This window comes from Bacillus halotolerans, assembly GCF_004006435.1.
Lineage (GTDB): Bacteria > Bacillota > Bacilli > Bacillales > Bacillaceae > Bacillus > Bacillus halotolerans.
Genome location: NZ_CP029364.1, coordinates 448170 through 473353, shown reverse-complemented (window position 1 = coordinate 473353; position 25184 = coordinate 448170). Strand labels below are relative to the sequence as shown.

26 protein-coding genes are annotated in these 25184 nt (G+C 42.3%); 16 read left to right on the top strand and 10 right to left on the bottom strand.

The window, feature by feature from the left end:
* Positions 1–155: 155 nt before the first annotated feature.
* Both DIC78_RS02175 and DIC78_RS02170 read left to right on the top strand, forming a co-directional pair.
* The gene (locus DIC78_RS02175) at positions 156–1775 is read left to right on the top strand and encodes an ABC-F family ATP-binding cassette domain-containing protein (RefSeq protein WP_024121248.1); all 1620 of its coding nucleotides are present in this window, start codon (positions 156–158) and stop codon (positions 1773–1775) included.
* A gap of 59 nt (positions 1776–1834) precedes the next feature.
* Positions 1835–2746 (top strand): ketopantoate reductase family protein, encoded by a 912-nt coding sequence (locus DIC78_RS02170; protein ID WP_101865186.1) that lies wholly within the window; start codon positions 1835–1837, stop codon positions 2744–2746.
* A 27-nt stretch (positions 2747–2773) separates the two neighbouring features.
* On the opposite strand, the gene DIC78_RS02165 is transcribed toward DIC78_RS02170, so the two are convergent.
* The 3 genes from DIC78_RS02165 to mreBH all read right to left on the bottom strand — a co-directional run bounded on the left by DIC78_RS02165 (position 2774) and on the right by mreBH (position 5361).
* Positions 2774–4006, bottom strand: coding sequence for an aminopeptidase (locus DIC78_RS02165; protein ID WP_044156760.1), 1233 nt, complete (start codon positions 4004–4006; stop codon positions 2774–2776).
* A gap of 113 nt (positions 4007–4119) precedes the next feature.
* On the bottom strand, positions 4120–4251 hold the full coding sequence (locus DIC78_RS02160) for a protein YkpC (RefSeq protein ID WP_024121251.1): 132 nt from the start codon (positions 4249–4251) through the stop codon (positions 4120–4122).
* Between the two features lie 102 nt (positions 4252–4353).
* A complete protein-coding gene (gene mreBH / locus DIC78_RS02155; protein ID WP_024121252.1) occupies positions 4354–5361 on the bottom strand; it encodes a cell shape-determining protein MreBH in 1008 nt (335 codons plus the stop codon).
* Positions 5362–5643: 282 nt separating this feature from the next.
* Here mreBH and abhA point away from each other — a divergent pair, with 282 nt between their 5' ends.
* The 5 genes from abhA to ade all read left to right on the top strand — a co-directional run bounded on the left by abhA (position 5644) and on the right by ade (position 10872).
* The gene (gene abhA / locus DIC78_RS02145; protein ID WP_095714714.1) at positions 5644–5922 is read left to right on the top strand and encodes a transcriptional regulator AbhA; all 279 of its coding nucleotides are present in this window, start codon (positions 5644–5646) and stop codon (positions 5920–5922) included.
* Positions 5923–6112: 190 nt separating this feature from the next.
* A complete protein-coding gene (kinC, locus tag DIC78_RS02140) occupies positions 6113–7399 on the top strand; it encodes a two-component sensor histidine kinase KinC (RefSeq protein ID WP_127695321.1) in 1287 nt (428 codons plus the stop codon).
* A gap of 15 nt (positions 7400–7414) precedes the next feature.
* Positions 7415–8245, top strand: a complete 831-nt coding sequence (locus DIC78_RS02135) for a gamma-glutamylcyclotransferase family protein (protein ID WP_106020369.1) — start codon at positions 7415–7417, stop codon at positions 8243–8245.
* 71 nt (positions 8246–8316) lie between these two features.
* Positions 8317–8982 (top strand): Ktr system potassium transporter KtrC, encoded by a 666-nt coding sequence (gene ktrC, locus DIC78_RS02130; protein ID WP_010334094.1) that lies wholly within the window; start codon positions 8317–8319, stop codon positions 8980–8982.
* A gap of 156 nt (positions 8983–9138) precedes the next feature.
* The gene (gene ade / locus DIC78_RS02125; RefSeq protein ID WP_127695319.1) at positions 9139–10872 is read left to right on the top strand and encodes an adenine deaminase; all 1734 of its coding nucleotides are present in this window, start codon (positions 9139–9141) and stop codon (positions 10870–10872) included.
* A 33-nt stretch (positions 10873–10905) separates the two neighbouring features.
* On the opposite strand, the gene rnjA is transcribed toward ade, so the two are convergent.
* Both rnjA and rnpZA read right to left on the bottom strand, forming a co-directional pair.
* Entirely contained in the window at positions 10906–12573 is a 1668-nt protein-coding gene (gene rnjA / locus DIC78_RS02120; RefSeq protein ID WP_127695317.1) for a ribonuclease J1, read from the bottom strand.
* Positions 12574–12578: 5 nt separating this feature from the next.
* Positions 12579–12788: an RNA polymerase subunit omega 1 gene (gene rnpZA / locus DIC78_RS02115; protein ID WP_010334097.1), complete on the bottom strand. Its 210-nt coding sequence runs from the start codon at positions 12786–12788 to the stop codon at positions 12579–12581.
* A gap of 380 nt (positions 12789–13168) precedes the next feature.
* Between rnpZA and DIC78_RS02110 the strand changes: the two genes are divergently transcribed.
* Positions 13169–13942 (top strand): Cof-type HAD-IIB family hydrolase, encoded by a 774-nt coding sequence (locus DIC78_RS02110; protein ID WP_127695315.1) that lies wholly within the window; start codon positions 13169–13171, stop codon positions 13940–13942.
* A 41-nt stretch (positions 13943–13983) separates the two neighbouring features.
* On the opposite strand, the gene def is transcribed toward DIC78_RS02110, so the two are convergent.
* Together def and DIC78_RS02100 are read right to left on the bottom strand one after the other, a co-directional pair.
* Positions 13984–14538 carry a peptide deformylase gene (gene def, locus DIC78_RS02105; RefSeq protein WP_044156028.1) on the bottom strand — a complete coding sequence of 185 codons (555 nt, stop codon included), beginning with the start codon at positions 14536–14538 and terminating at the stop codon, positions 13984–13986.
* Between the two features lie 109 nt (positions 14539–14647).
* A complete protein-coding gene (locus DIC78_RS02100; RefSeq protein ID WP_024121259.1) occupies positions 14648–14803 on the bottom strand; it encodes a YjcZ family sporulation protein in 156 nt (51 codons plus the stop codon).
* A 218-nt stretch (positions 14804–15021) separates the two neighbouring features.
* Here DIC78_RS02100 and DIC78_RS02095 point away from each other — a divergent pair, with 218 nt between their 5' ends.
* The 5 genes from DIC78_RS02095 (at position 15022) to lpdA (ending at position 21058) form a co-directional block, all read left to right on the top strand.
* Positions 15022–15693 carry a YkyA family protein gene (locus DIC78_RS02095; protein ID WP_106020366.1) on the top strand — a complete coding sequence of 224 codons (672 nt, stop codon included), beginning with the start codon at positions 15022–15024 and terminating at the stop codon, positions 15691–15693.
* Positions 15694–16101: 408 nt separating this feature from the next.
* Positions 16102–17217, top strand: coding sequence for a pyruvate dehydrogenase (acetyl-transferring) E1 component subunit alpha (gene pdhA, locus DIC78_RS02090; RefSeq protein WP_024121261.1), 1116 nt, complete (start codon positions 16102–16104; stop codon positions 17215–17217).
* A gap of 3 nt (positions 17218–17220) precedes the next feature.
* Entirely contained in the window at positions 17221–18198 is a 978-nt protein-coding gene (gene pdhB / locus DIC78_RS02085; protein WP_014113660.1) for a pyruvate dehydrogenase complex E1 component subunit beta, read from the top strand.
* 114 nt (positions 18199–18312) lie between these two features.
* On the top strand, positions 18313–19641 hold the full coding sequence (gene pdhC, locus DIC78_RS02080) for a pyruvate dehydrogenase complex dihydrolipoyllysine-residue acetyltransferase (protein WP_024121262.1): 1329 nt from the start codon (positions 18313–18315) through the stop codon (positions 19639–19641).
* Positions 19642–19645: 4 nt separating this feature from the next.
* A complete protein-coding gene (gene lpdA / locus DIC78_RS02075; RefSeq protein WP_044156025.1) occupies positions 19646–21058 on the top strand; it encodes a dihydrolipoyl dehydrogenase in 1413 nt (470 codons plus the stop codon).
* Between the two features lie 45 nt (positions 21059–21103).
* Here lpdA and slp read toward each other — a convergent pair whose 3' ends face one another.
* On the bottom strand, positions 21104–21478 hold the full coding sequence (gene slp / locus DIC78_RS02070; protein ID WP_024121264.1) for a peptidoglycan-associated lipoprotein Slp: 375 nt from the start codon (positions 21476–21478) through the stop codon (positions 21104–21106).
* A 431-nt stretch (positions 21479–21909) separates the two neighbouring features.
* Between slp and DIC78_RS02065 the strand changes: the two genes are divergently transcribed.
* Positions 21910–22029, top strand: coding sequence for a GapA-binding peptide SR1P (locus tag DIC78_RS02065; protein ID WP_010334106.1), 120 nt, complete (start codon positions 21910–21912; stop codon positions 22027–22029).
* Between the two features lie 36 nt (positions 22030–22065).
* Here DIC78_RS02065 and speA read toward each other — a convergent pair whose 3' ends face one another.
* Entirely contained in the window at positions 22066–23538 is a 1473-nt protein-coding gene (speA, locus tag DIC78_RS02060; RefSeq protein WP_024121265.1) for an arginine decarboxylase, read from the bottom strand.
* Positions 23539–23723: 185 nt separating this feature from the next.
* Here speA and DIC78_RS02055 point away from each other — a divergent pair, with 185 nt between their 5' ends.
* Positions 23724–23990 carry a UPF0223 family protein gene (locus DIC78_RS02055; protein WP_024121266.1) on the top strand — a complete coding sequence of 89 codons (267 nt, stop codon included), beginning with the start codon at positions 23724–23726 and terminating at the stop codon, positions 23988–23990.
* A 36-nt stretch (positions 23991–24026) separates the two neighbouring features.
* Here DIC78_RS02055 and DIC78_RS02050 read toward each other — a convergent pair whose 3' ends face one another.
* Entirely contained in the window at positions 24027–24665 is a 639-nt protein-coding gene (locus DIC78_RS02050) for a YktB family protein (RefSeq protein WP_127695313.1), read from the bottom strand.
* Positions 24666–24903: 238 nt separating this feature from the next.
* Here DIC78_RS02050 and DIC78_RS02045 point away from each other — a divergent pair, with 238 nt between their 5' ends.
* Positions 24904–25092 (top strand): hypothetical protein, encoded by a 189-nt coding sequence (locus tag DIC78_RS02045; RefSeq protein WP_010334110.1) that lies wholly within the window; start codon positions 24904–24906, stop codon positions 25090–25092.
* The last annotated feature ends 92 nt before the right edge of the window (positions 25093–25184 follow it).

Genomic DNA, 25184 nt, shown 5'->3' with positions numbered 1-25184 from the left:
TTCCATCTGGATGCATCCTCTTTGCCTTCAATTGTACCACAGCTTTTCCCTTTTAGTGTAGAAGTGTTTCTGCCTGCTTTTATCAGGGAAGCATTTCTCTTGTCTTCCATTCATGGTATACTTTTAATGATGATAGACATGATGGAGGATATTAAATGATTGCTGTAAATAATGTGAGCTTGCGCTTTGCGGATCGCAAGTTATTTGAAGATGTAAATATTAAATTTACCCCAGGCAACTGCTACGGGTTAATTGGTGCCAATGGTGCTGGTAAATCAACGTTTCTGAAAGTGTTATCAGGAGAAATTGAGCCTCAGACAGGCGATGTTCATATGAGTCCTGGCGAGCGTCTTGCCATCCTGAAACAGAACCACTTTGAGTACGAAGAGTATGAAGTGCTAAAAGTTGTGATTATGGGACATAAGCGTTTATACGAGGTCATGCAGGAGAAAGACGCAATTTACATGAAGCCTGATTTCTCGGATGAAGACGGAATTCGTGCGGCAGAGCTCGAAGGTGAATTTGCAGAGCTGAACGGATGGGAAGCAGAAAGTGAAGCTGCGATCCTTCTAAAAGGTCTCGGCATCTCAGAAGATCTTCACACGAAGAAGATGGAAGACCTTGGCGGTTCCGAAAAAGTGAAAGTTCTCTTGGCTCAGGCATTATTCGGCAAGCCCGATGTTCTGCTTCTTGATGAGCCGACGAACCACTTGGACCTTCAGGCAATTCAGTGGCTGGAAGAGTTTCTGATTAACTTTGAAAACACTGTGATTGTTGTATCCCATGACCGTCACTTTTTAAATAAAGTGTGTACACATATTGCTGACCTTGATTTTAACAAAATCCAAATCTACGTCGGAAACTATGATTTCTGGTATGAATCAAGCCAGCTTGCTTTGAAGCTTTCTCAAGAAGCGAACAAGAAAAAAGAAGAGCAAATTAAACAGCTACAAGAGTTTGTGGCCAGATTCAGCGCAAATGCGTCTAAATCAAAACAGGCGACTTCAAGAAAGAAACTTCTTGATAAAATTTCTCTTGATGATATTAAACCGTCTTCACGCCGTTATCCTTACGTCAACTTCACACCGGAACGAGAAATCGGTAATGATGTTCTCCGGGTAGAAGGATTAACGAAAACAATTGACGGTGTAAAAGTTCTCGACAACGTCAGCTTTATTATGAATAGAGAAGATAAAATTGCTTTTACAGGACGTAATGAATTGGCTGTTACTACTTTGTTCAAAATCATTTCCGGGGAAATGGAAGCTGACAGCGGAACATTTAAATGGGGCGTGACGACATCTCAAGCGTACTTCCCTAAAGACAACAGCGAATATTTTGAAGGCAGTGATTTAAATCTTGTAGACTGGCTTCGCCAATATTCTCCTCATGATCAAAGTGAGAGCTTTTTACGCGGCTTCTTAGGACGCATGCTGTTTTCCGGTGAAGAAGTACACAAAAAAGCAAATGTTTTATCCGGAGGAGAAAAGGTTCGCTGCATGCTTTCGAAAGCAATGCTTTCTGGCGCCAATATTTTAATTTTGGATGAACCGACCAACCACTTAGACCTAGAATCTATTACAGCGCTCAATAATGGCTTAATCAGCTTTAAAGGCGCTATGCTGTTTACATCACATGACCACCAGTTTGTACAGACGATTGCCAACAGAATCATAGAGATTACACCTAATGGCATTGTTGACAAGCAAATGAGCTATGACGAGTTCCTTGAAAATGCTGATGTGCAGAAAAAACTGGCTGAACTATACGCGTAATAAAAAAAGCAGAGAATTCTCTGCTTTTTTTGTACATAGAAAAGAAAGGGGACATTAACTTGAAATTTTTAATTGTCGGAGCAGGTGGAGTAGGCGGTTATATTGGCGGACGGCTTGCAGAGAAAGGGAATGCGGTGACGTTTCTTGTCCGCCAAAAAAGAGCTGAACAGTTAAAACAAACGGGACTAGTTATTCATAGTGAAAAGGGTGACGTGTCCTTTCAGCCCGCAGTAATCACTGCAGGAGAAAAAGAACAGTTTGATGTGATCATCATCGCTTCTAAAGCATATTCACTCGGTCAGGTGATTAGTGATGTCAAACCTTTTGTCCACAGTGAATCAGTTATTATTCCTTTCTTAAACGGTTATCGTCACTACGAGCAGCTGTTTACGGCATTTTCGAAAGATCAGGTGCTGGGCGGGCTGTGCTTCATAGAAAGTGCTTTAAACAATCTGGGAGAAATCAACCATACAAGTGCGTCGCATCGTTTTGTGTTCGGTGAATGGAACGGTGAGCGTACGGAACGGATAAAAGAGCTTGAGGAAGCATTTGCAGGAGTGAAGGCAGAGGTCATCATTAGCGGGCATATTGAGAAAGACATCTGGAAAAAATATCTGTTTATTGCAGCACAAGCAGGAATGACAACCTTATTTCAAAGACCGCTTGGACCAATCCTTGAAACAGAGAGCGGACGGCACACTGCGCGAACACTCATTGGGGAAATCGGTATGATCTTGCGCAAGGAAGGAGTTCCGGCTGATCCAGAGCTTGAAGAAGACAGCTTCCGCACAATGACAAGCATGTCTTATCATATGAAATCCTCCATGCTCCGTGATATGGAAAATGGCCAAACGACTGAAGGAGATCATCTGCACGGCTTTTTGCTTGATAAAGCAAAGCGTTTGTCTCTTTCAACACCAATATTAGAAACAGTTTATGCCAATCTGCAAATGTATGAAGCAAAAAAATAAGAAGGAGGCGAAAGCCTCCTTCTTTATTTAAAAAGCCCAATTTCCATTTCTAAAGATAGGCTCTCTTTTTCCGTCTTCAGTAATTCCATCAATGTTCATATCCTTAGAACCAACCATAAAGTCTACGTGGGTAATGCTTTCATTTAAGCCTTCTTTGACAAGCTCTTCGCGAGACATCTGTTTTCCGCCCTCAATATTAAAAGCATAGGCACTGCCGATCGCCAGATGATTTGACGCATTTTCATCAAATAAAGTGTTGTAAAAAAGAATATTTGACTGTGAAATAGCCGAATCGTACGGGACAAGAGCTACCTCACCAAGATAGTGAGAGCCTTCATCTGTTTCGACCAATTCTTTTAAAATGTCTTCTCCTTTTTCGGCTTTAATGTCAACAATACGGCCATTTTTGAATGTGAGCGTGAAGTTTTCGATAATGTTCCCGCCGTAGCTTAGCGGTTTTGTGCTCGATACAAACCCGTCAACCCCGTCTTTTTGCGGCAGTGTGAATACTTCTTCTGTCGGCATATTGGCCATAAATTCATGTCCGCTTTCATTTACGCTTCCGGCACCTGCCCAAACGTGTTTTTTCGGCAGCTTGATTGTTAAATCAGTTCCTTCTGCTTGGTAATGTAAAGCGGCATAATGTTTTTGGTTCAAGTGATCAACTTTTTCATGAAGGTTTTGATCATGATTGATCCACGCTTGAACCGGATTTTCTTCGTTTACGCGTGTGGCTTTAAAAATTTCTTCCCACAGGAGCTGTGTCGCTTCCTCTTCTGATTTGCCAGGGAATACTTTCTGAGCCCAACCTGCTGATGCAGCACCGACGACAGTCCAGCTCACTTTATCAGATTGAATGTATTGTCTGTATGTATGTAACGCTTTGCCTGCAGCTTTTTGGAAGGCGGCAATCCGTTTGGAATCTACACCTTGCAGTAAATCTGGGTTTGAGGATACGACTGAAATAAAAGCAGCTCCTTTCTTGGCAAGCTCTTCTCTGCCTTTCGCTTCCCATTCAGGATACTCTTCAAAGGCTTCAAACGGCGCCAGTTCATATTTTAATTTGGCCACTTCGTCATCCTGCCAATTCACTGTTACATTTTTTGCGCCTTTTTCATATGCATGTTTTACAATCAGACGGACGAAATCGCGTACCTCCGTCGAAGCATTTACCACCACATACTGGCCTTTTTGGACATTAACGCCGACCTCAACCGCCAGCTGGGCATATGTATTTAGTTTCTCTGAAAATGTATCCATCAATCTTTCCTCCTCGTGCTTTTTTCTCATCATATCAAATAATCTCCTATAAAGAAAAGAAAGGAGTGCAAAGAGAAAAACCCAAAACAAAATGGTTTTGGGCTTTTCAACACTTATGGATGATTCATTTTTACAGTACCTTCAGGCGCATGAGGCATGTTTGCCAGTGAAATGCTCATGCCTCCAAGAATGATTCCGCTCAAAATGGCTGCAATCGCTACCCGTCTTCCTAAATCTCTAAGCATCTGTTTCCTCCTTATCGTTTCTCCATTTCCCACAATATGAAGCGAGAGAGGAAAAAAGAAGCAGGAATTTCAATTACTTTCTGAGATTTTGCGAGAAAAGGATTATTTAACCGCTTTTTGGAGCTTATCAATCACCTCTAAAGAACGGCCGGTGCCGATTGCCACGGATTCAAGCGGGTTTGGCGCCACGTGTACAGGTACAACGATTTCTTCTGACAGCCATTCTTTGATCCCGTTAAGAAGCGCCCCGCCGCCTGTTAAAATTACGCCGCGATCGACAATGTCTCCGCTTAATTCAGGAGGACAGTCCTCAAGTGTGGCTCTAATCGCTTCAAGAATATGAAGGAGAGATTCACGCATCGCGTTTTGAATTTCATTTGATTGAAGCATAATGGTTTTCGGTAGCCCCGTCACAAGGTCACGTCCGCGAATTTCCATTGCATCCGGCACATGCTCAATCAATGCATGGCCAATTTCCATTTTAACCTGCTCAGCTGTACGTTCACCGATCAGCAAATTGTACTTTTTCCGCACAAAAGCAACGATATCCTCATCAAGCTGGTCTCCGCCGATTCTGATTGAATGGCAGGAGACAACGCCTCCAAAGGAAATAATCGCGACTTCCGTCGTCCCTCCGCCGATATCTACCACCACGTTAGCAACCGGCTCGTCAACCGGCAAATCCGCTCCGATTGCAGCTGCCACCGGTTCTTCAATTAAATGGACGTTTTTCGCTCCGCAATTTTTCACCGCGTCACTGATGGCGCGGCGTTCCACTGCAGTTGAGCCTGATGGTGTGCACACAACGACATTCGGCTTTCTGAACGACATGCCGATGCTCTTTCCGGCTTTTTTCATGATGTGCTTTAACAAATCAGTTGTCATGTCGTAGTCAGCGATAACGCCGTCCTTCATCGGTCTGACAGCGACAATTTTTCCCGGTGTTTTACCGATCATATTTTTCGCGTCAGTCCCGATCGCAAGCACTGCTTTAGTCGTTGTATCTACTGCGACAACAGAAGGTTCATTTAAGATGATTCCTTTATTTTTGCTGTAAACAAGTATATTAGCTGTTCCTAAGTCAATTCCAATTTCAGTTGATTGAAACATGTTTTCACCCAATCTTTATCCTGATTTTATATGATTCTACATTTAAAGTTTCTAAGAAAAGAAGCGATTTTTGGGGGTGTGCTTCGGGAAAGAAATGTTTTTGTAAAAAACTGCGGAAGGGTGTAACAGAAGTAATACAATTTTCGGTTTTATGGAAAAAATATCTTGCGATTCTTCAAGAAAGCGGGAAACTTTTTCTAAGTTTCGTACGTCTACGATATATTGAGGTACAACCTTGAATATTACATGAAAAAAGAAACATTTAAGGAAGAAGGGTTTTTTATGAAATCAATAGGTGTTGTAAGAAAAGTAGATGAATTAGGCCGTATTGTTATGCCGATAGAGTTAAGACGGGCACTGGATATTGCTATTAAAGACAGCATTGAGTTTTTTGTCGAGGGCGATAAAATTATTTTGAAAAAGTACAAACCTCATGGCGTTTGTTTAATGACTGGGGAAATCACTTCAGAAAATAAAGAGTACGGCAACGGTAAAATTACGTTAAGCCCTGAAGGCGCACAGCTGCTTCTCGAAGAAATTCAAGCCGCTTTAAAAGAATAATATATGTTGAAAAAGGCGGAATGGTGTAATCTCCGCCTTTTTTTGCGTGCCGATTTCTGATTACCGCCGCCTAAGATATGACATCATGAACAAAAGGTAATGAATGATTTGGGATACTTTACATATTTTACTCAATTATTTGTCGAAGAATGGTACAATAAACAGAGAAACACAAGCGGCAGGTGGTCATATGAGAAAATATCAAGCACGTATCATTTCCATTATTTTGGCAATGATTTTTATTATGTTTTGGGATTATTTATTTTATTTTATAGGCAAAAACCCGATTAATTGGCCTGTTGACATTGTGTATACAGCAGTAACGATTTTCAGTGTCTGGATGCTGGCGTATTATGTCGATGAGAAAAAACAGCTGGTCAAGAAAATGAAAGATAATGAATGGAAGTATAAACAGCTTTCTGATGAGAAGAACCGCATCATGGATAATTTACAGGAGATCGTTTTTCAAACAAACGCAAAAGGCGAAATTACATACTTAAATCAAGCGTGGGCAGCCATCACAGGTTTTTCGATCAGTGAATGTATGGGGACAATGTATAATGATTACTTCATAAAAGAAAAGCATGTAGCTGATCACATTAATACTCAAATCAAAAACAAAGCGTCCTCGGGGATGTTTACGGTAAAATATGTGACAAAGAACGGGACGATTTTTTGGGGCGAGGTTCACTATAAACTTTACTATGACCGAGATGAGCAATTTACCGGAAGCCTGGGTACAATGTCAGACATCACTGAGCGAAAAGAGGCTGAAGATGAGCTTCTGGAAATTAATGAACGGCTTGCGAGGGAGTCGCAGAAACTGTCAATCACGAGTGAACTGGCTGCCGGCATTGCACATGAGGTCAGAAATCCTTTAACGTCCGTCAGCGGATTCCTTCAAATTATGAAAACATCATATCCGGATAGAAAAGATTATTTTGATATCATCTTTTCAGAGATTAAAAGAATTGATCTGGTGCTCGGCGAGCTGCTGCTGCTGGCGAAGCCGCAGGAAATTACATTTAAAACGCACCCAATCAATGAAATTTTGAAACAAGTCACGACATTGCTTGATACGAATGCCATATTGTCCAATATTGCTATTGAAAAGAATTTTGGTGAGACGGAAGCCTGTATGATTAAAGGGGACGAAAACCAGCTGAAGCAGGTTTTTATCAATATTATTAAAAATGGAATTGAAGCAATGCCAAAGGGCGGTGTCGTAACGATTTCCACTGCTAAAACAGCTTCACACGCCGTAATAAGCGTAAAAGATGAAGGGAACGGCATGTCACAGGAAAAGCTTGAGCAAATCGGAAAACCTTTTTATTCAACAAAGGAGAAAGGCACAGGGCTGGGGCTCGCCATTTGTTTGAGAATATTAAAGGAACATAACGGGGAATTGAAGATTGAAAGTGAAGCTGGAAAAGGCAGCATCTTTCAAGTTGTTTTGCCTTTGAAATCTGACAGCTGAGAGGGGAAAAACAAGATGAACTCGCTTCTGTTTGTATATGGGACCTTAAGGAAGCATGAAAAAAATCATCATTTGTTATCACAGTCGGCTTGTATCAGTGAGCAGGCGCGGACAAAGGGAAGTCTTTTTAATACGGCAGCCGAGGAACCCGCGGCCGTGTTTGGGGCTGATGGCTATATTTGCGGTGAGATATATGAAGCAGATGAATCGTGTATACATAAGCTTGATCTTTTTTATCAAGGCTACCACAAGAAATCTGTACATGTCGAAACTGATGCTGGAATCAAGGAAGCACTTGTATATTATATGGAAAAAGATGATTGTGCTGACTTTGTGAAAATAGGCAGCGGTGACTGGAAAGAACATCAGATGATCAGCAAATCTAAAGATCCCGTGTACTATTTTGCCTATGGATCTTGTATGGACAATGCCCGTTTTCAAAAAGCAGGGGTTGATCATTATTTTCAAGATCCAGTGGGAGGAGCTGTTTTAAAAGGGTATACAACCCGCTTTACGTTAAAAAGGCCAGACGGCTCAAGAGCGGATATCACTGAAGACGGAGGCACGACAGAAGGGGTTCTGTATCGTCTTCCTTTTTCAGCTGTCACCTATTTGTATAAAAGGGAAGGGGTTGAATCTCTTACCTATCGGCCGGCATTTGTAGACGTTGAAGCAGGGGGAAAGCTCTATACCGATTGTTTAACCTTTCTCGTCCTCCGAAAAGAAGCAGAAACAGCACCTCCTCAGCATTATCAAATCGAGATTGAACGGGGAGCGGAGCTTTATTTGACCCCGGGCTTTACTGAACGGCTTAAGCAGCATATGAATTCGCTGCCAAAAGGTTGATGAAATTAACACTGCTTCAAAAGAATATGTTAAAATTTGATCAATATGATGTTAGGTAAAGGAGCACCACTATGAAAAAAGAATTTGCCGTAATTGGTCTCGGCCGTTTTGGTGGAAGTATATGCAAAGCATTGAGCGAAGAGGGCGTCGAGGTCATGGCGATGGATATTGATGAAGATAAAGTCAACGAGTATGCCAAGATTGCATCACATGCCGTCATCGGAGACTCGACCGACGAATCTGTTCTGAAAAATTTAGGTTTGAGGAATTTTGACCACGTCATTGTTGCGATCGGTGAAAATATTCAGGCGAGTATATTAACAACTCTGATCCTCAAAGAACTGGGTGTCAATACGATTACAGTTAAGGCTCAGAACGATTATCATGAAAAAGTGCTGTCCAAAATCGGCGCGGATCACATTGTCCACCCGGAACGTGATATGGCAAAAAGAATTGCGCATAATATCGTTTCCAACAATGTACTTGATTATTTGGAGCTGTCAGAAGAGCATAGTCTTGTCGAGATCGTGGCCAACAGCCGTCTTGCCGGAAACACTCTTCTCGATTTAGATATACGGGCGAAATACGGTATTAATATTGTAGCGATTAAAAGGGGCAAGGAAGTCATCGTGTCGCCGCTTGCGACTGAAGTGATACATCAAGAAGATATTCTCATCGTCATTGGATCGGTTACGGATATTTCACGTTTTGAGAAAAGAGTTCTTCATACGAAATAGAAGAAATATAAGCCGTCCTTAGGGGCGGTTTTTTAATATTATCAGAATATAACAACATTAATGAACTGAGCGCCAATTTACTAAAATTTTATTGACTACGGATAAGCGTTCCGATAGCATATTGTACCATATAAATAAAAAAGAGGAGGGGGCCATTTGAATAAAGAAGCGCTGGTCAAAAGGCTGAATGCTTCAGCCCGCAGACAAAAAGCTGACATCGTCATTAAGAACGGGAAAATCATGGACGTATATAATCATCAGTGGATTTATGAAGATATTGCGATAACAGACGGAGTTATTGTAGGCCTCGGCCAGTATGAAGGTGAAGAAACCATTGATGCAGAGGGGCAAGTCATTGTGCCGGGATTTATTGATGGTCATGTACATATTGAGTCATCAATGGTGACACCGATCGAGTTTGCAAAAGCCGTATTGCCGAATGGCGTGACGACCATCATTACCGATCCGCATGAAATAGCGAACGTGTCCGGTCAGGAAGGGATCAAATTTATGATTGAACAGGCTCGCCAAACACCGCTGAATATCCATTTTATGCTTCCCTCCAGTGTGCCTGCCGCCAGCTTTGAGCGATCCGGTGCGGTACTTCGGGCGGCCGATTTGAAGCCATTTTACGAAGAGAAGGAGGTATTGGGTCTGGCTGAAGTGATGGATTATGTATCGGTTGAGCAGGGTGAAGCAGACATGGTTAATAAGCTGTTTGATGCCCGGAGCGCGGGGAAACGGATTGACGGACATTTAGCAGGCTTGTCAACTGATCTCATCAATATATACAGAACCGCTTTTGTCTTGACTGATCATGAGGTAACGACGAAGGAAGAAGCGCTGGATCGTATCAGAAGAGGAATGTACGTCATGATGCGAGAAGGGTCAGTCGCCAAAAACACAATGAAAGTGCTGCCGGCTGTTAATGAAAAGAATGCGCGCCGTTTCTTCTTCTGTACTGATGATAAACACGTAGATGATTTATTGTCAGAGGGAAGTGTGAATCATCAGGTGAAAATGGCTATTCAAGCAGGTCTCGATCCGTTTTTGGCATACCAATTGGGAAGCCTGAATGCAGCGGAATGCTACGGTCTAGATACAAAGGGAGCGATTGCTCCGGGATTTGACGCCGATTTGCTCTTTATTTCAGATGTGGAAAATGTCACTGTCACAAAGACGTTGGTAAAAGGACAAACTGTTGCTGAATATAATAAAGCAGTCTGTCAGGCACAAGCTCATACGCTAACACCAGATCCGGCGCTGCTTCATTCCGTTAACCTTGCTGCTCCTCTTTCCGAACAGGATTTTCATATGCCAATTGATCCCCAGCAGCAGATGAATGTCATTCAAATCATACCAAATCAGCTTGAAACACGCCTGGTGAGTATTCCGGCTCCGGAAGCACCCATTTTTCAGCCTGACATCGATCTTGACTTGTTAAAGATTGCAGTCGTCGAACGGCATAAGGGATTAAAAGAAACAGGACTTGGTATTGTGAAAGGATTTGGTTTGAAAAGCGGGGCGATTGCAACAACGATTTCACACGATTCGCATAATATCATTGCTGTGGGGACAAATGACACCGATATCGCAGCCGCAGTTAATAAGCTACAGGAAATTGGCGGCGGATTAACAGTTATAAAAGACGGGGAAGAACTTCACTCGGTTCCTCTGCCGATTGCGGGGTTATTATCCGACCAATCTGCAGAATTGGTGAATCAAAGCTTAATGACGCTTCATGAAAAGCTCTCATTCATCGGTTTCAAAGACCGGTTTAACCCATTTTTGACGCTTTCATTTTTGGCTTTGCCTGTCATTCCTGACATCAAAATGACGACAACAGGGTTGTTTGATGTAAAGTCATTTCAGCATATAGCACTGCAATAAAAAAGATGCACTCCTAAGTGAGTGCATCTTTTTTTAAACCTCCATAATGATCGGAAGGATCATTGGGCGGCGTTTCGTTTTTTCATATAAGAACGGAGCAAGCGTATCCGTGATCTCATTTTTGATTTCTGACCATTGAGTGGTTTTTCGTTCCATGACTTTTTGCAAGTGGTTTGAAATGAGCTCCTGGGCGTCATTGATCAAATCACCTGATTCTCTCATGTAAACAAACCCTCTGGAAATCAAGTCAGGGCCCGCTGAAATCTTAAATTCATCCATATCTATGCTGACAACGACGATCACAAGACCTTCTTCAGAAAGAATTCTGCGGTCGCGAAGCACGATATTTCCAATATCACCGATACCGCTACCGTCGATATATACTGAACCGGATGGGATTTTACCGGCAACTGAAGCTTCATCGCCTTTAAGCGCCAATACTTCACCGTTATCCATGATAAAGCAGTTTTCTTCAGGGATGCCGCAATCTGTCGCAAGCTTGACATGCATCTTTTGCATTCTGTACTCACCGTGAATCGGCATGAAGAATTTAGGCTTGATTAAACGAAGCATCAGCTTTTGTTCTTCCTGTCCGCCGTGACCGGATGTATGGATATCATTAAGAGGTCCGTGAATAACCTCGGCCCCCGCACGATACAGCTGGTTAATTGTGCGGCTCACGCTGATTGTGTTGCCCGGGATAGGGGATGAAGAAAATACGACTGTATCTCCAGGATTGATTGAAATCTGCCGGTGTGTGCCGTTTGCAATTCTGGATAAAGCCGCCATCGGTTCCCCTTGGCTTCCTGTACACAGGATCGTTACTTTATTGGCAGGAATGCGATTGATTTCATTATGTTCAATAAACGTATTTTTAGGACAGTTAATATAGCCGAGAGTTTGTCCGATTTCGATAGCAGATTCCATACTGCGTCCAAATACGGCAACTTTTCTTCCATTTAATACAGCAGCCTCAATTACCTGCTGCAAGCGGTGAATATTCGACGCAAATGTAGCGAAGATAACTCGGCCGTCCACCTTGCGGAAAATGTCATGAATGCTTTCTCCGACACGGCGTTCAGACATAGTGAACTCCGGGTTTTCACTGTTTGTGCTGTCTGAAAGGAGGCACAGAACGCCTTCTTTGCCGATTTCAGCCATTTTCGTTAAGTTTGCCGGCTCGCCGACTGGAGTAAAGTCGAATTTGAAATCTCCAGTATGTACGATGTTTCCGGGCGGCGTTTTTACAACAATACCGTAGGAATCCGGAATACTGTGTGTTGTTCTAAAGAATGACACAGCCGTTTTGCGAAATTTTACGATATCATCCTCACCGATGATGTTAAGCTTAGTCTGTCTTAATAATCCGTGCTCTTCAAGTTTATTCCGAAGTAAGCCGATCGCGAGTTTACCGCCGTAAACGGGAATATTGACTTGTCTAAGCAGGTACGGGATGCCGCCGATATGGTCTTCGTGCCCGTGAGTGATAAAAAGCCCTTTAATTTTATCTTCGTTTTTAACTAAATACGTGTAATCGGGAATGACGTAATCAATACCGAGCAGTTCGTCCTCGGGAAACTTGATCCCCGCGTCAATCAGCACAATTTCATCCTGAAACTGCACCGCATACGTATTTTTACCGATTTCACCCAGTCCTCCAAGGGCGAAAACAGCAGTCTGATCGTTTTTTACAAATTTCATACCGCTCATAACTCCAATACTTTAAAATTTTCACTCTGTTGCTCATATTCTAAAAAAGCACCGTCAACAGGTGTGATAAATTCAATATTAAATTTCTTGTCTTTCAGTTTCGTTCTGACGTCACGCTCTGATACGCCTTCAATATAAAGTGAATCTGTTTTTTCCCGAACAGGTACTTCCTCAGCTTTTTTTTGATAAAATACCTTATAAATCATCCAAATCTCTCCTTAAATGCCGTATGTTAGACTCGCTTATTCTATTATATTCGAAAACGGAATATAAGGAAAGTCTTGAGCAAAATAAGGACCTTTCAAAAAGGGACAGATCCCTTATCAGGCAATGGCTCTCCTGCGGAGCATTCCGTTCCATTGTCTTCTGAGTTTCTTTTTTAACTTCCGAAGCATAACGCGGTCCCTCCTTCGATTGATACTTGTCCAAGGCTGTTTTATACAAATAGTATACGGAGTTTAGCACGGATTTTTCGTGGATATTAATGGAATTTTATTTTGTTTTGAGGGAAATAGTTTGCTGAACTGAAATCTTTTTGTATGATGAGTGTGGGAATTGCAGATTTAGACGATAAAGGGGAATAACGATGGACTCAAAATTAATTTTTTTCGATATTGACGGCACGATATATGATCACGACAAAAAGATACCGGAAAGCACAAGAAAAACGGTAGCGGAGCTTCAAAGGCAGGGGCACCATGTGTTTATCGCCAGCGGGCGGTCCCCGTTTCTGGTGAAGCCGATTTTAGAGGAGTTAGGCATTCACTCATTTATTTCCTACAACGGTCAGTATGTCGTCTTTGAAAATGAAGTGATTTATAAGAATCCGCTGCCTGAAGAGGCAATCAGAAAATTGTTAAAGCAGTCGGGAGAAGGAAGCCACCCGGTTGTGTTTATGGCTGAAGATACAATGAAAGCGACTGTTGCTGACCATCCTCATGTCTTGGAGGGAATCGGCAGCCTGAAAACCGACTATCCTGAAACCGATGACCTCTTTTATGAAGGAAAAGAAATTTTTCAGCTTCTGTTGTTTTGCCAGGATGAAGAAGAAAAAATTTATGGGGCTTTTCCAGAATTCGATCTTGTACGCTGGCATGAGCTTTCGACTGATGTGCTGCCGCGCGGCGGATCAAAGGCGGAGGGGATTAAAAAAGTAATCGAGCGCCTTCCGTTTGATATCAGAGATACATATGCCTTCGGTGACGGATTAAATGATCTGCAAATGATTCAGTTTGTCGGAACAGGCGTTGCCATGGGGAATGCCGTTCCTGAATTAAAAGAAGTTGCGGATTTTGTAACAAAGCCTGTAGACGAGGATGGAATTGCTTATGCTGTCAAAGAATTAGGCCTGCTAAAATAAAAAAGCGGCTGGCACTTATAGTGTCAGCCGCATATTTTCTTTTAGCGGTCAATCGCCATCGCGTTTTCAGGTTCTTTAAATGGATTTTCTTTATCGATATGATCATAAAACATAACACCATTTAAATGGTCGATTTCATGCTGAAATACAATCGCCGGAAATCCTTTTAAACGAATGTCTATTTGTTCTCCCTCCAGTGTTGTTCCTTTCACTCTGATACGAGCGTAGCGCGGAACATAGCCGGGAATTGCCTCATCAACTGACAGGCAGCCTTCACCGCTTGTTAAATAGCTTCTTTCAACGGAATGGCTGACGATCTTCGGGTTAAACAATGCATAGCTGTATAACTTCCCGGAAGCATCTTCTGCATGGACTGCGATCATCCGTTTATTAATATTAATTTGAGGTGCCGCAAGTCCTACGCCGGGGCGCAGATTGTATTTTTCAGCTAATTCCGGATTTTGGCTGTTTTTTACGAATTCAATCATATCTGCCAGCTGCTGTTTTTCTTCTTCTGTGGCAGGCAGCCCGACAGGCTCTGCTGTCTCTCTTAAGGCAGGGTGGCCGTCGCGCACGATGTTTTCCATAGTAATCAAGAAACTTCACTCCTAAAGCTTAATATGTAAATTATATCGGATTTCTTCGTAAAGGTGCAACGAAACGAATGACCAGCCGTAAATGGCTGGTCAGTGTTTTACTGTGTAATTAGCAACAGCCTCCGCCTAAATAAGCAGCTCCAACAATGATTAACAGAATGAATAAAACAACGATTAACGCAAATGTGCGGCCATATCCTGCTCCGCCATATCCGTAACCATAACTGCAGCAGCCTCCGCCGTAACCATATCCATAACCGTACATGAACATAACCTCCTCTTTTAATTACGCCAGAGCCTTGTAGTAGGCATAGCGTCTACAATAACCTATGTAAAAACAAAAAAGTTGTATGGTCATCTGTCCTGATTTTTGACGATTTAGATTTGATTTTTTGCTCAGCAAGCCATGCGATAACCACCTGGCTATTGTCAAATATCTCTATGGATTCTATAGTAGAAATTGTCAAGATTGGGGGATTTAACGTGAAAGACGGAATAAAACGGCGCCACGGTGTGAAAATCGGAGCCTTTTGCGCTGTGACTTTACTATTAACAGGGTGCGTGGGACAGGATCCGCTGGATTCACTTCATGACTCATTAGAAAAAGTCGCTGATCTAGAAAAACCGTTTCAAGAAGAACAGAAAACGCTCGAGGAATTAGAGAAAAAAGAACATGCTCTCTACAATGATGTCATCAAGCTCAATATGGATGATTATAAAAAAATCGTTTCATTATCAGACGAAGCGCTTGAGAATGTAAATAAACGCGAAGAACATCTGAAGCTTGAAAATGAGAGCATCGAAAAATCCGAATCAGAATTTGAGGAAGCCAAAACATCCGCAGAAAATATTAAGGATAAACACATCAAGGCAAAGGCCGAGACTGCGGCAGATCATATGAAAAAAAGATATGCTGCATACAGCTCTATGTCTGAAGAATATGAAAAAGCCATTAAACTTGATAAAAAACTGTATAAGCTGCTGAAAGACAAAGACTTGACGCTGGATAAGCTTGATCAGCAGATCGAAAAAGCGAATGCTTCTTATAAAAAAGTCCTTAAACAAAGCGGCGAATTTGATGTGCAAACGGAGAAATATAATAAAGCCCGCGAAGATTTATATGACGCCGCAGGCTATCATATAAAAAAGAGCTGACTATGATCAGCTCTTTTTTAAAATTCTATTCAAAATTTAAATTTCTATTGTAGTACAGTGTGATAGGTTATACTAGTACAGTTTGAGGTACAGGCTGCATCTGTTTTTTTATAGAAAATGTAAAGCGAATACATTTATTGAAAATCAGCGATGAAAACGATTGACGGTTCTTCTTTATATGGTGTAAACTAATCCATGTTAAGCGGTGTTGTATTAGTTTTTTACAACTTCGAAATAATACAGTTCAAAGCAGAGTGTAACTATCCTACATAAATGGTTTCGGCAAACTGGGGATCGGCTAAAATATATACGACTTACTGCTGATACTTTAGGGTACCCTAAGTTTGTATGTATAAAAGGAATGCACGTCTAATGACTGTTTAAAAGAAAGGAAGAGGTGACTTTAGTATGGCTGCAAAAACGAAAAAAGTAATCGTTGATAGTAAGAAGCAATTTGATGCCATTAAAAAGCAGTTCGAAACGTTCCAAATTTTAAATGAAAAGGGAGAAGTCGTGAATGAAGCGGCGATGCCTGATTTAACTGATGATCAATTGAAAGAGCTTATGCGCCGCATGGTATTTACGCGTGTGCTTGATCAGCGCTCTATCTCATTAAACCGTCAAGGACGTCTCGGATTCTACGCTCCTACTGCGGGCCAAGAAGCTTCTCAGATTGCTACACATTTCGCGCTTGAAAAAGAAGACTTCGTTCTTCCGGGATACCGTGATGTGCCTCAGTTAATCTGGCACGGCCTTCCATTATATCAAGCGTTCCTGTTCTCTCGCGGACATTTCCGAGGAAACCAAATGCCTGATGATGTGAATGCCCTTTCTCCACAAATCATTATCGGTGCTCAATACATTCAAACGGCCGGTGTTGCGCTAGGTCTTAAAAAACGCGGTAAGAAAGCTGTCGCAATCACTTACACTGGTGACGGCGGAGCTTCACAAGGGGACTTCTACGAAGGAATTAACTTTGCCGGCGCTTATAAAGCACCTGCGATCTTCGTTGTACAAAACAACCGTTACGCGATTTCAACTCCAGTTGAAAAACAATCTGCAGCAGGCACAATTGCACAAAAAGCAGTAGCTGCCGGTATTGTGGGTGTACAAGTAGACGGAATGGATCCGCTTGCTGTATACGCTGCAACTGCTGAAGCACGCGAACGGGCGATTAACGGTGAAGGCCCGACACTGATTGAAACACTGACATTCCGTTATGGCCCGCACACAATGGCTGGTGACGATCCGACTAAATATCGCACAAAAGAAATCGAAAACGAGTGGGAGCAAAAAGATCCGCTTGTACGCTTCCGTGCGTTCCTTGAAAACAAAGGCCTATGGTCTGAAGAAGAAGAAACAAAAGTAATCGAGGATGCAAAAGAAGAAATTAAGCAGGCGATCAAAAAAGCGGATGCTGAGCCTAAGCAAAAAGTAACTGATTTAATGAAAATCATGTTTGAAAAAATGCCTCATAACCTTGAGGAGCAATTTGAAATTTATACACAGAAGGAGTCGAAGTAAGCCATGGCGCAAATGACAATGATTCAAGCAATCACGGATGCGTTACGCACAGAACTGAAAAATGACGAAAATGTCTTAGTTTTCGGAGAAGACGTTGGTGTTAACGGCGGCGTATTCCGTGCGACAGAAGGATTGCAAAAAGAATTCGGTGAAGACCGTGTGTTTGACACGCCACTTGCTGAATCTGGTATCGGCGGTCTTGCCCTTGGTTTAGGCTTAAACGGCTTCCGTCCGGTAATGGAAATCCAATTCTTTGGATTTGTTTACGAAGTAATGGATTCAGTTTCTGGCCAAATGGCTCGTATGCGTTACCGTTCTGGCGGACGCTGGACTTCACCTGTAACCATTCGTTCTCCGTTCGGCGGCGGTGTTCATACTCCTGAGCTTCACGCTGACAGCTTAGAAGGTCTTGTTGCACAACAGCCTGGTATCAAAGTTGTTATTCCATCAACTCCTTACGATGCCAAAGGACTTTTGATTTCTGCGATCAGAGACAACGATCCTGTTGTTTTCTTAGAGCACATGAAGCTTTACCGTTCTTTCCGTCAGGAAGTTCCTGAAGAAGAATACACAATTGAGCTTGGCAAAGCTGACGTAAAACGTGAAGGTACTGACCTTTCAATCATCACTTACGGCGCAATGGTTCATGAATCATTAAAAGCTGCCGAGGAGCTTGAAAAAGACGGCATTTCTGCTGAAGTTGTCGACCTTCGCACTGTAAGCCCGCTTGACATTGATACAATCATCGCATCTGTAGAAAAAACAGGACGCGCGATTGTTGTTCAAGAGGCACAAAAACAAGCCGGTATTGCTGCAAACGTAGTAGCAGAAATTAATGACCGTGCGATCTTGAGCTTGGAAGCACCTGTACTTCGCGTGGCTGCGCCTGATACAGTATTTCCTTTCTCTCAAGCGGAGAGCGTATGGCTTCCAAACCATAAAGATGTTCTTGAAACAGCAAGAAAAGTACTTGAATTTTAATCAAACTGCATAATCGAGAGGGAAGATGAACGTTTTCCCTCTATTATATATCTGTTTTCAATGCTTACGTTGTAAACTTTAAAATTGCTTAATCAAACTAGGAGGTCGAGAACTGTGGCATTTGAATTTAAACTTCCAGATATCGGGGAAGGTATCCACGAAGGCGAAATCGTAAAATGGTTTGTCAAGCCTAACGATGAGGTTGACGAAGATGATGTACTGGCGGAAGTCCAAAATGATAAAGCAGTAGTAGAAATTCCTTCACCTGTTAAAGGAAAAGTATTAGAATTAAAAGTTGAAGAGGGAACGGTTGCAACTGTTGGACAAACGATCATTACGTTTGATGCACCTGGTTACGAAGACCTTCAATTTAAAGGCAGCGATGAGTCTGGCGACGCAAAAACTGAAGCACAAGTTCAGTCTACTGGTGAAGCTGGACAAGATGTTGCGAAAGAAGAGCGTGCTGAAGAGCCTGCTAAAGAAACTGGTGCAGGACAGCAGGATCAAGCTGAAGTTGACCCGAACAAACGCGTGATCGCTATGCCTTCTGTACGTAAATACGCTCGTGAAAAAGGCGTAGATATCCGTAAAGTAACAGGTTCAGGCAACAACGGACGTGTTGTGAAAGAAGATATCGACAGCTTTGTAAACGGAGGAGCGCAAGAAGCTGCGCCGCAAGAAACGGCTGCACCTCAAGAAACAGCTGCTAAACCGGCTGCTGCACCGGCTCCAGAGGGTGAATTCCCAGAAACTCGCGAAAAAATGAGTGGTATCCGTAAAGCAATTGCAAAAGCGATGGTTAACTCTAAACATACTGCTCCTCATGTAACACTAATGGACGAAGTGGACGTAACAAACCTTGTTGCACATCGTAAACAGTTCAAACAGGTTGCTGCTGATCAAGGCATCAAGCTGACATACTTGCCTTACGTTGTAAAAGCTCTTACATCTGCACTGAAAAAATTCCCTGTTTTAAACACGTCAATTGACGATAAAACAGATGAAGTAATCCAAAAACATTACTTCAACATCGGTATTGCTGCTGACACTGAAAAAGGCTTGCTTGTGCCAGTTGTAAAAAATGCAGACCGTAAAGCGATCTTTGAAATTTCTGATGAGATCAACAGCCTTGCAACAAAAGCTCGTGAAGGCAAGCTTGCTCCAGCTGAAATGAAAGGCGCATCTTGCACAATTACAAACATCGGTTCAGCCGGCGGACAATGGTTCACTCCGGTTATCAACCATCCAGAAGTTGCGATTCTTGGTATCGGACGCATTGCAGAAAAAGCGATTGTTCGTGATGGCGAAATCGTAGCAGCTCCAGTCTTAGCTCTTTCTCTCAGCTTCGACCACCGTATGATCGACGGAGCGACTGCGCAAAATGCACTAAATCACATCAAGCGTTTACTGAACGATCCACAATTAATTTTAATGGAGGCGTAATGTTATGGTAGTAGGAGATTTCCCTATTGAAACAGATACTCTTGTAATTGGTGCGGGACCTGGCGGCTATGTAGCTGCCATCCGCGCTGCACAGCTTGGACAAAAAGTAACAGTCGTTGAAAAAGCAACTCTTGGAGGCGTTTGTCTGAACGTTGGATGTATCCCTTCAAAAGCGCTGATCAATGCTGGCCACCGTTATGAGAATGCTAAGCATTCTGATGACATGGGAATCACTGCTGAGAACGTAACAGTTGATTTCACAAAAGTTCAAGAGTGGAAAACTTCTGTTGTTAACAAGCTTACTGGCGGTGTAGCAGGTCTTCTTAAAGGCAACAAAGTAGATGTAGTAAAAGGCGAAGCTTACTTTGTAGACAGCAATTCAGTTCGTGTAATGGATGAGAATTCTGCTCAAACATACACGTTCAAAAACGCAATCATTGCGACTGGTTCTCGTCCTATCGAATTGCCAAACTTCAAATATACTGAGCGTGTCCTAAATTCAACAGGTGCTTTGGCTCTTAAAGAAATTCCTAAAAAGCTTGTTGTTATCGGCGGCGGATACATCGGAACTGAGCTTGGAACTGCGTATGCAAACTTCGGCACTGAGCTTGTTATTCTTGAAGGCGGAGATGAAATTCTTCCAGGCTTCGAAAAACAAATGAGTTCCCTTGTAACTCGCAGACTGAAGAAAAAAGGCAACGTTGAAATCCATACAAACGCGATGGCTAAAGGCGTTGAAGAAAAAGCTGACGGCGTAACAGTCACTTTCGAAGTAAAAGGTGAAGAAAAAACTGTTGATGCTGATTACGTACTGATTACTGTCGGACGCCGTCCAAATACTGATGAACTTGGTCTTGAGCAAGTCGGTATTGAAATGACTGACCGCGGTGTTATCAAAACTGACAAACAGTGCCGCACGAACGTACCTAACATCTATGCAATCGGTGATATCATTGAAGGACCGCCGCTTGCTCACAAAGCATCTTACGAAGGTAAGATTGCTGCAGAAGCGATCGCTGGAGAGCCTGCAGAAATCGATTACCTTGGTATTCCTGCGGTTGTCTTCTCTGAGCCTGAGCTTGCATCAGTCGGTTACACTGAAGCACAAGCGAAAGAAGAAGGCCTTGACATTGTTGCTGCTAAATTCCCATTTGCAGCAAACGGCCGCGCGCTTTCTCTTAACGAAACTGACGGCTTCATGAAGCTGATCACTCGTAAAGAGGATGGCCTTGTAATCGGTGCGCAAATCGCCGGCGCAAGCGCTTCTGACATGATTTCTGAATTAAGTTTAGCTATCGAAGGCGGCATGACTGCTGAAGATATTGCTATGACAATTCATGCACATCCAACATTGGGTGAAATCACAATGGAAGCTGCTGAAGTGGCAATCGGAAGCCCGATTCACATCGTAAAATAATAGAGATGACATAAAAAACAGCCCCGTAAGCGGGGGCTGTTTTATTTATTTAGACAGTACATGCTGTAATGGTTTAATGATGTCTTCTTTCTTTTTCACACATCCCTCTATTTTCACAACGACATGCCGCTGATCAACTACCATGAGAGTAGGGACGGTTTCGATTTCATCTTCCCAGCCTTTTCTGTTATCGTATACCTTCATTTTATCTATTTGATCAGGATAATCCTTTTCTAAATCTAGCAGAGCATCATAATATGACGCCTCTTGATCAATTTGATTTTCATCAGAAAAAAATAGGATTTGAGTATGATGAATGCTGTCAATTCGGCTTTTTTTAATTGGATTGATTGTGGAAAGGGTGCAGCCCGATAAAGCAAATACTATCATCAGTATGGGAAATACCGCGCGATATCGCATCTATCTTCTCCTCTGTATAAACCATAGTAAACTAGTTTTAGTTTATCACGAGTAACCGCGTCATCTGCTTCTTGTTACCTAATTGTTATATAATTGAAACCGTTTTTAAAGAGAGATAACATCTCTTTAAACCGAATACTCTGAACGCACACATTATTCATCGCGAATCATTTGCAATTTCGTTACACTATTCAAAAAAAGTTCGCGAAAACATGAAATCACAATGTCTTTTCAGCATAAGTATCGAATGAAAGCGTTTGTTAAGAAGATGATAATTCATGGAACCGAAAAGAAAAAACATGTTACATTAAAAGTTTTTGAAATAAATGTGCTATACAGTTTATTGTTGACATTTTAAATGTGACATATTAATATAATACCAACAAAAGAAATTAAGCGTTTTCAAAATTAAAAGAAATGGGGAATGAGAGATGGGTACGATTGTTTGCCAAGATTGTAACGAAGCCATTCATTACTTCGAGGATGAGAAGGTTACAACGTTATACGGAACATGCTGCGGACAATGTCAGTGTCCTCTTGATGAAGAGTAAAAAAAAGCATGCGGCTTAGCCGCATGCTTTTTGTATTTATTGAATAGCTTTTTGCTCTTTTATGACTCGAATCATGCTCAAAGTAGAATCCTCCGGTCCTTGAACTGGAAGTCCGGCATCAATGTTTTTGAAGATATAGCTGATGTTTTCTTCTGTAATAATCTCGCCCGGGATAAAGATAGGAATTCCAGGAGGATACACCATCACAAATTCAGCGATAATCCGTCCTGCTGCTTCTTTTAATGGAACAACTTCTGTATTTGCATAGAAAGCGTCACGCGGCGTCATCGCCAGTAATGGGATTTCTGGAAGCAGTACCTTTGTCTGTTTATGCGTAACATCATTTGCTGACATTTGACGCGCTATCTCTTTTAAAGCTTCCACAAGGCGATCTGCATCGTTCTGGCTGTCACCAGGTGTGAAGATACACAAAATGTTGTACAGATCTGAAAGCTCTACTTCAATATTAAAGGATTCCCGCAGCCACTTCTCGACATCATGTCCTGTGAGCCCCAGGTTTTTAACTGAAATAATTAATTTTGTCGGGTCATAATTGTAAGCGGCTTTAGAACCGATAATTTCAGAACCGACACAGTAAATACCGTCAATTTGGTTCAGACGTTCTCTCGTCTGATTAGCAAGCTTCAACGTTTCTTCAGCAAGCTGATAGCCCTCTGTCGCAAGCCGTTTTCTGGCGACGTCCAAAGAGGCTAGAAGCAAATAAGAAGTAGACGTGGTTGTCAGCATGCTGAGTATCGATTGCACTCTGTCTTTAGAAACAAGGCCTTCTCTCATGTTTAGAATAGAGCTCTGTGTCAGTGATCCGCCTAGTTTATGCACACTTGTCGCAGCCATGTCTGCACCTGCCTGCATCGCTGAAAGCGGAAATTGGTCGTGAAAATGAATATGAACGCCGTGTGCTTCATCGACTAGAACCGGCACATCAAAGGAATGGGCTAGTTCTACGATGCTTTTTAAATCAGCAGCTACTCCGAAATATGTCGGGTTGATCACAAGAAGCCCTTTGGCATCAGGATGTTCATTCAGCGCCCGTTTAGCGGATTCAAGTGTAATGCCGTGAGAGATGCCCAGTTCATTGTCAATTTCAGGATGAATAAAGATTGGGACGGCTCCGGAAAATACAATAGCTGACATAATGGATTTGTGCACATTTCTTGGAATGATGATTTTATCTCCAGGTCCGCAGACAGCCATCACCATTGTCATGATTGCGCCGCTTGTTCCCTGAACAGAAAAAAAGGTGTGATCCGCGCCGAAAGCTTCGGCAGCCAAATCCTGCGCTTCTTTAATGATGCCTTTAGGCGCATGCAGGTCATCTAATGGTTCAATATTAATCAAATCTATACTTAACGCGTTTTCACCGATAAATTGTCTGAACTCTGGATCCATTCCTGCCCCTTTTTTATGGCCGGGAATGTGGAATTGAACAGGCTGTCTGCTTGCGTGCTTTTTCAGGCCTGTGTATAAGGGTGTTTCATGTTGCGACAATTGTTTTCCCACCTTTGTAGTAATACCTATGCATATTAGTGTGTATTAAAATCAGTTTCTCAACCGTTTTTTAGACGTAAAACAAATGAATTATATTATGAACTTGAAAGAATGTAAAGAACAATTTATGATCAAATGAAGATGCTTTTTGTAAAAGGAAAGCGAATCTATAAGGAGTGAAGAAAATGGAATACCAATATCCGATGAATGAAGATTGGACAACCGAAGAAGCAGTGGATGTGATTGCATTTTTCCAGCAGGTTGAGCTGGCTTATGAAAAGGGAGCCGACCGTGAAGAGCTGCTTAAGACGTATCGGCGATTCAAAGAAATTGTGCCGGGAAAAGCTGAAGAAAAAAAGCTGTGCGGCGAGTTTGAGGAACAAAGTACATACTCTCCTTATCGTACGGTCAAGCAGGCGAAGGAATCTGACCAGGCAAAGATTAAGATGTAAAAGGAAAAGAGCCGGATGAAAGATCCCGGCTCTTTTTTATGCTTGTGATACTTTTTGGGTTAAGCGGTACAGAAATGCAAGCTGCTGGAAGGCACCGTCGATTCGCTGAAGGAATTCTTGGTTATTCATATTCAGCACCTCTTCTTTTTGAAGCTGAATGCCGCATAACAGCTCGGCTTTCTTTATTGTCTGCAATCGTTCAAACAATGTCTTGAGCTGTTCCTTGCCCATTTCTGACTGCTTATGGACCCCTGGTTTTGTGTGATCCGCAGACCATACAAAGCTGTCTGGAATGTGATTTGTAACGCTGTCTTGATTCGCTTCAAGCAATTTGCCGTATTCTTCTTTTATAGGGGACTCATAAATGATCGCGAACCATACAAAAACATGGCTCTCCCACAAGCCGATTTGAAAATGCGGCAGTTTTTTATAGCCTCTTTTGCTGTTTGCGAATGCCACCCAGCTGTCTGCAGGAGGGTTGACTGATCTCCTTGCATGCTTGGCCACATGGGGAAACATTTCATCTCCGGTTAAAGCGGATAATGTCGGGGCAAAGTGCTCGCCTAAAGCAGTCAGCTTCGGACGAACCCGCTCTTTTAACACCTCCATGCGTGGGTCTAAGCCGTCTATTGTAAATGTGTTAAAGTCTTCTTCAGTAAAACGCATTTGTGTCATGATTTTCCTCCTTCATGCTAAGTATACATATTTTATCACAGTTAGAACGCGCAGCAAAAAGATGAGCACGCGTTTGAAGAGAGGGGGAATGTGGTAATAAACGAATAGGTAAACACACAATTTTCAGAATCATGTTACAGGTAAATAGAAGAATCATAGGATATAAGAAGTATCATTGTTGAATGGCAAAATGGGATGCTTTTTTAAAACAAATGATCTCTGGAAGGGGCGAAAGACAATGAGGCAAGTTGTGAAAGAGGGATTTAGGGAAGAGAAAAACAACCGTGTAGCTGTCTGGAGACTAGAGGTTGATTATGAATTGGCAACCCTTTATGAGGCAATGCAAAAGGAAAATGACGAACAAATTGAGCTAAGCAAAAACAAACTTGAACGTCTCAGAAAAGAATGGATTCGCCTCAACGGGTAAAAAGCTATAGTAAAAACGAACCGCGTGAATGGTTCGTTTTTACGTGAGAAGGCATATTTTTCATTTTCCTTGCTTTTTCACCGCCGTTATCA

Excerpts from the sequence above, each read along its gene's own strand:
- DIC78_RS02110 (WP_127695315.1), top strand. The coding sequence starts at position 13,169 with ATGGACTCAAAATTAATTTTTTTCGATATTGACGGCACGATATATGAT.
- DIC78_RS02165 (WP_044156760.1), bottom strand. The coding sequence starts at position 4,006 with ATGGATACATTTTCAGAGAAACTAAATACATATGCCCAGCTGGCGGTT.
- DIC78_RS02055 (WP_024121266.1), top strand. The coding sequence starts at position 23,724 with ATGGAATACCAATATCCGATGAATGAAGATTGGACAACCGAAGAAGCA.
- mreBH (WP_024121252.1), bottom strand. The coding sequence starts at position 5,361 with ATGTTTCAATCAACTGAAATTGGAATTGACTTAGGAACAGCTAATATA.
- rnpZA (WP_010334097.1), bottom strand. The coding sequence starts at position 12,788 with ATGATTTATAAGGTATTTTATCAAAAAAAAGCTGAGGAAGTACCTGTT.
- DIC78_RS02045 (WP_010334110.1), top strand. The coding sequence starts at position 24,904 with ATGAGGCAAGTTGTGAAAGAGGGATTTAGGGAAGAGAAAAACAACCGT.
- ktrC (WP_010334094.1), top strand. The coding sequence starts at position 8,317 with ATGAAAAAAGAATTTGCCGTAATTGGTCTCGGCCGTTTTGGTGGAAGT.
- lpdA (WP_044156025.1), top strand. The coding sequence starts at position 19,646 with ATGGTAGTAGGAGATTTCCCTATTGAAACAGATACTCTTGTAATTGGT.
- DIC78_RS02065 (WP_010334106.1), top strand. The coding sequence starts at position 21,910 with ATGGGTACGATTGTTTGCCAAGATTGTAACGAAGCCATTCATTACTTC.
- DIC78_RS02050 (WP_127695313.1), bottom strand. The coding sequence starts at position 24,665 with ATGACACAAATGCGTTTTACTGAAGAAGACTTTAACACATTTACAATA.
- DIC78_RS02135 (WP_106020369.1), top strand. The coding sequence starts at position 7,415 with ATGAACTCGCTTCTGTTTGTATATGGGACCTTAAGGAAGCATGAAAAA.
- abhA (WP_095714714.1), top strand. The coding sequence starts at position 5,644 with ATGAAATCAATAGGTGTTGTAAGAAAAGTAGATGAATTAGGCCGTATT.
- DIC78_RS02160 (WP_024121251.1), bottom strand. The coding sequence starts at position 4,251 with ATGCTTAGAGATTTAGGAAGACGGGTAGCGATTGCAGCCATTTTGAGC.
- pdhA (WP_024121261.1), top strand. The coding sequence starts at position 16,102 with ATGGCTGCAAAAACGAAAAAAGTAATCGTTGATAGTAAGAAGCAATTT.
- slp (WP_024121264.1), bottom strand. The coding sequence starts at position 21,478 with ATGCGATATCGCGCGGTATTTCCCATACTGATGATAGTATTTGCTTTA.
- DIC78_RS02100 (WP_024121259.1), bottom strand. The coding sequence starts at position 14,803 with ATGTACGGTTATGGATATGGTTACGGCGGAGGCTGCTGCAGTTATGGT.
- kinC (WP_127695321.1), top strand. The coding sequence starts at position 6,113 with ATGAGAAAATATCAAGCACGTATCATTTCCATTATTTTGGCAATGATT.
- DIC78_RS02175 (WP_024121248.1), top strand. The coding sequence starts at position 156 with ATGATTGCTGTAAATAATGTGAGCTTGCGCTTTGCGGATCGCAAGTTA.
- pdhB (WP_014113660.1), top strand. The coding sequence starts at position 17,221 with ATGGCGCAAATGACAATGATTCAAGCAATCACGGATGCGTTACGCACA.
- rnjA (WP_127695317.1), bottom strand. The coding sequence starts at position 12,573 with ATGAAATTTGTAAAAAACGATCAGACTGCTGTTTTCGCCCTTGGAGGA.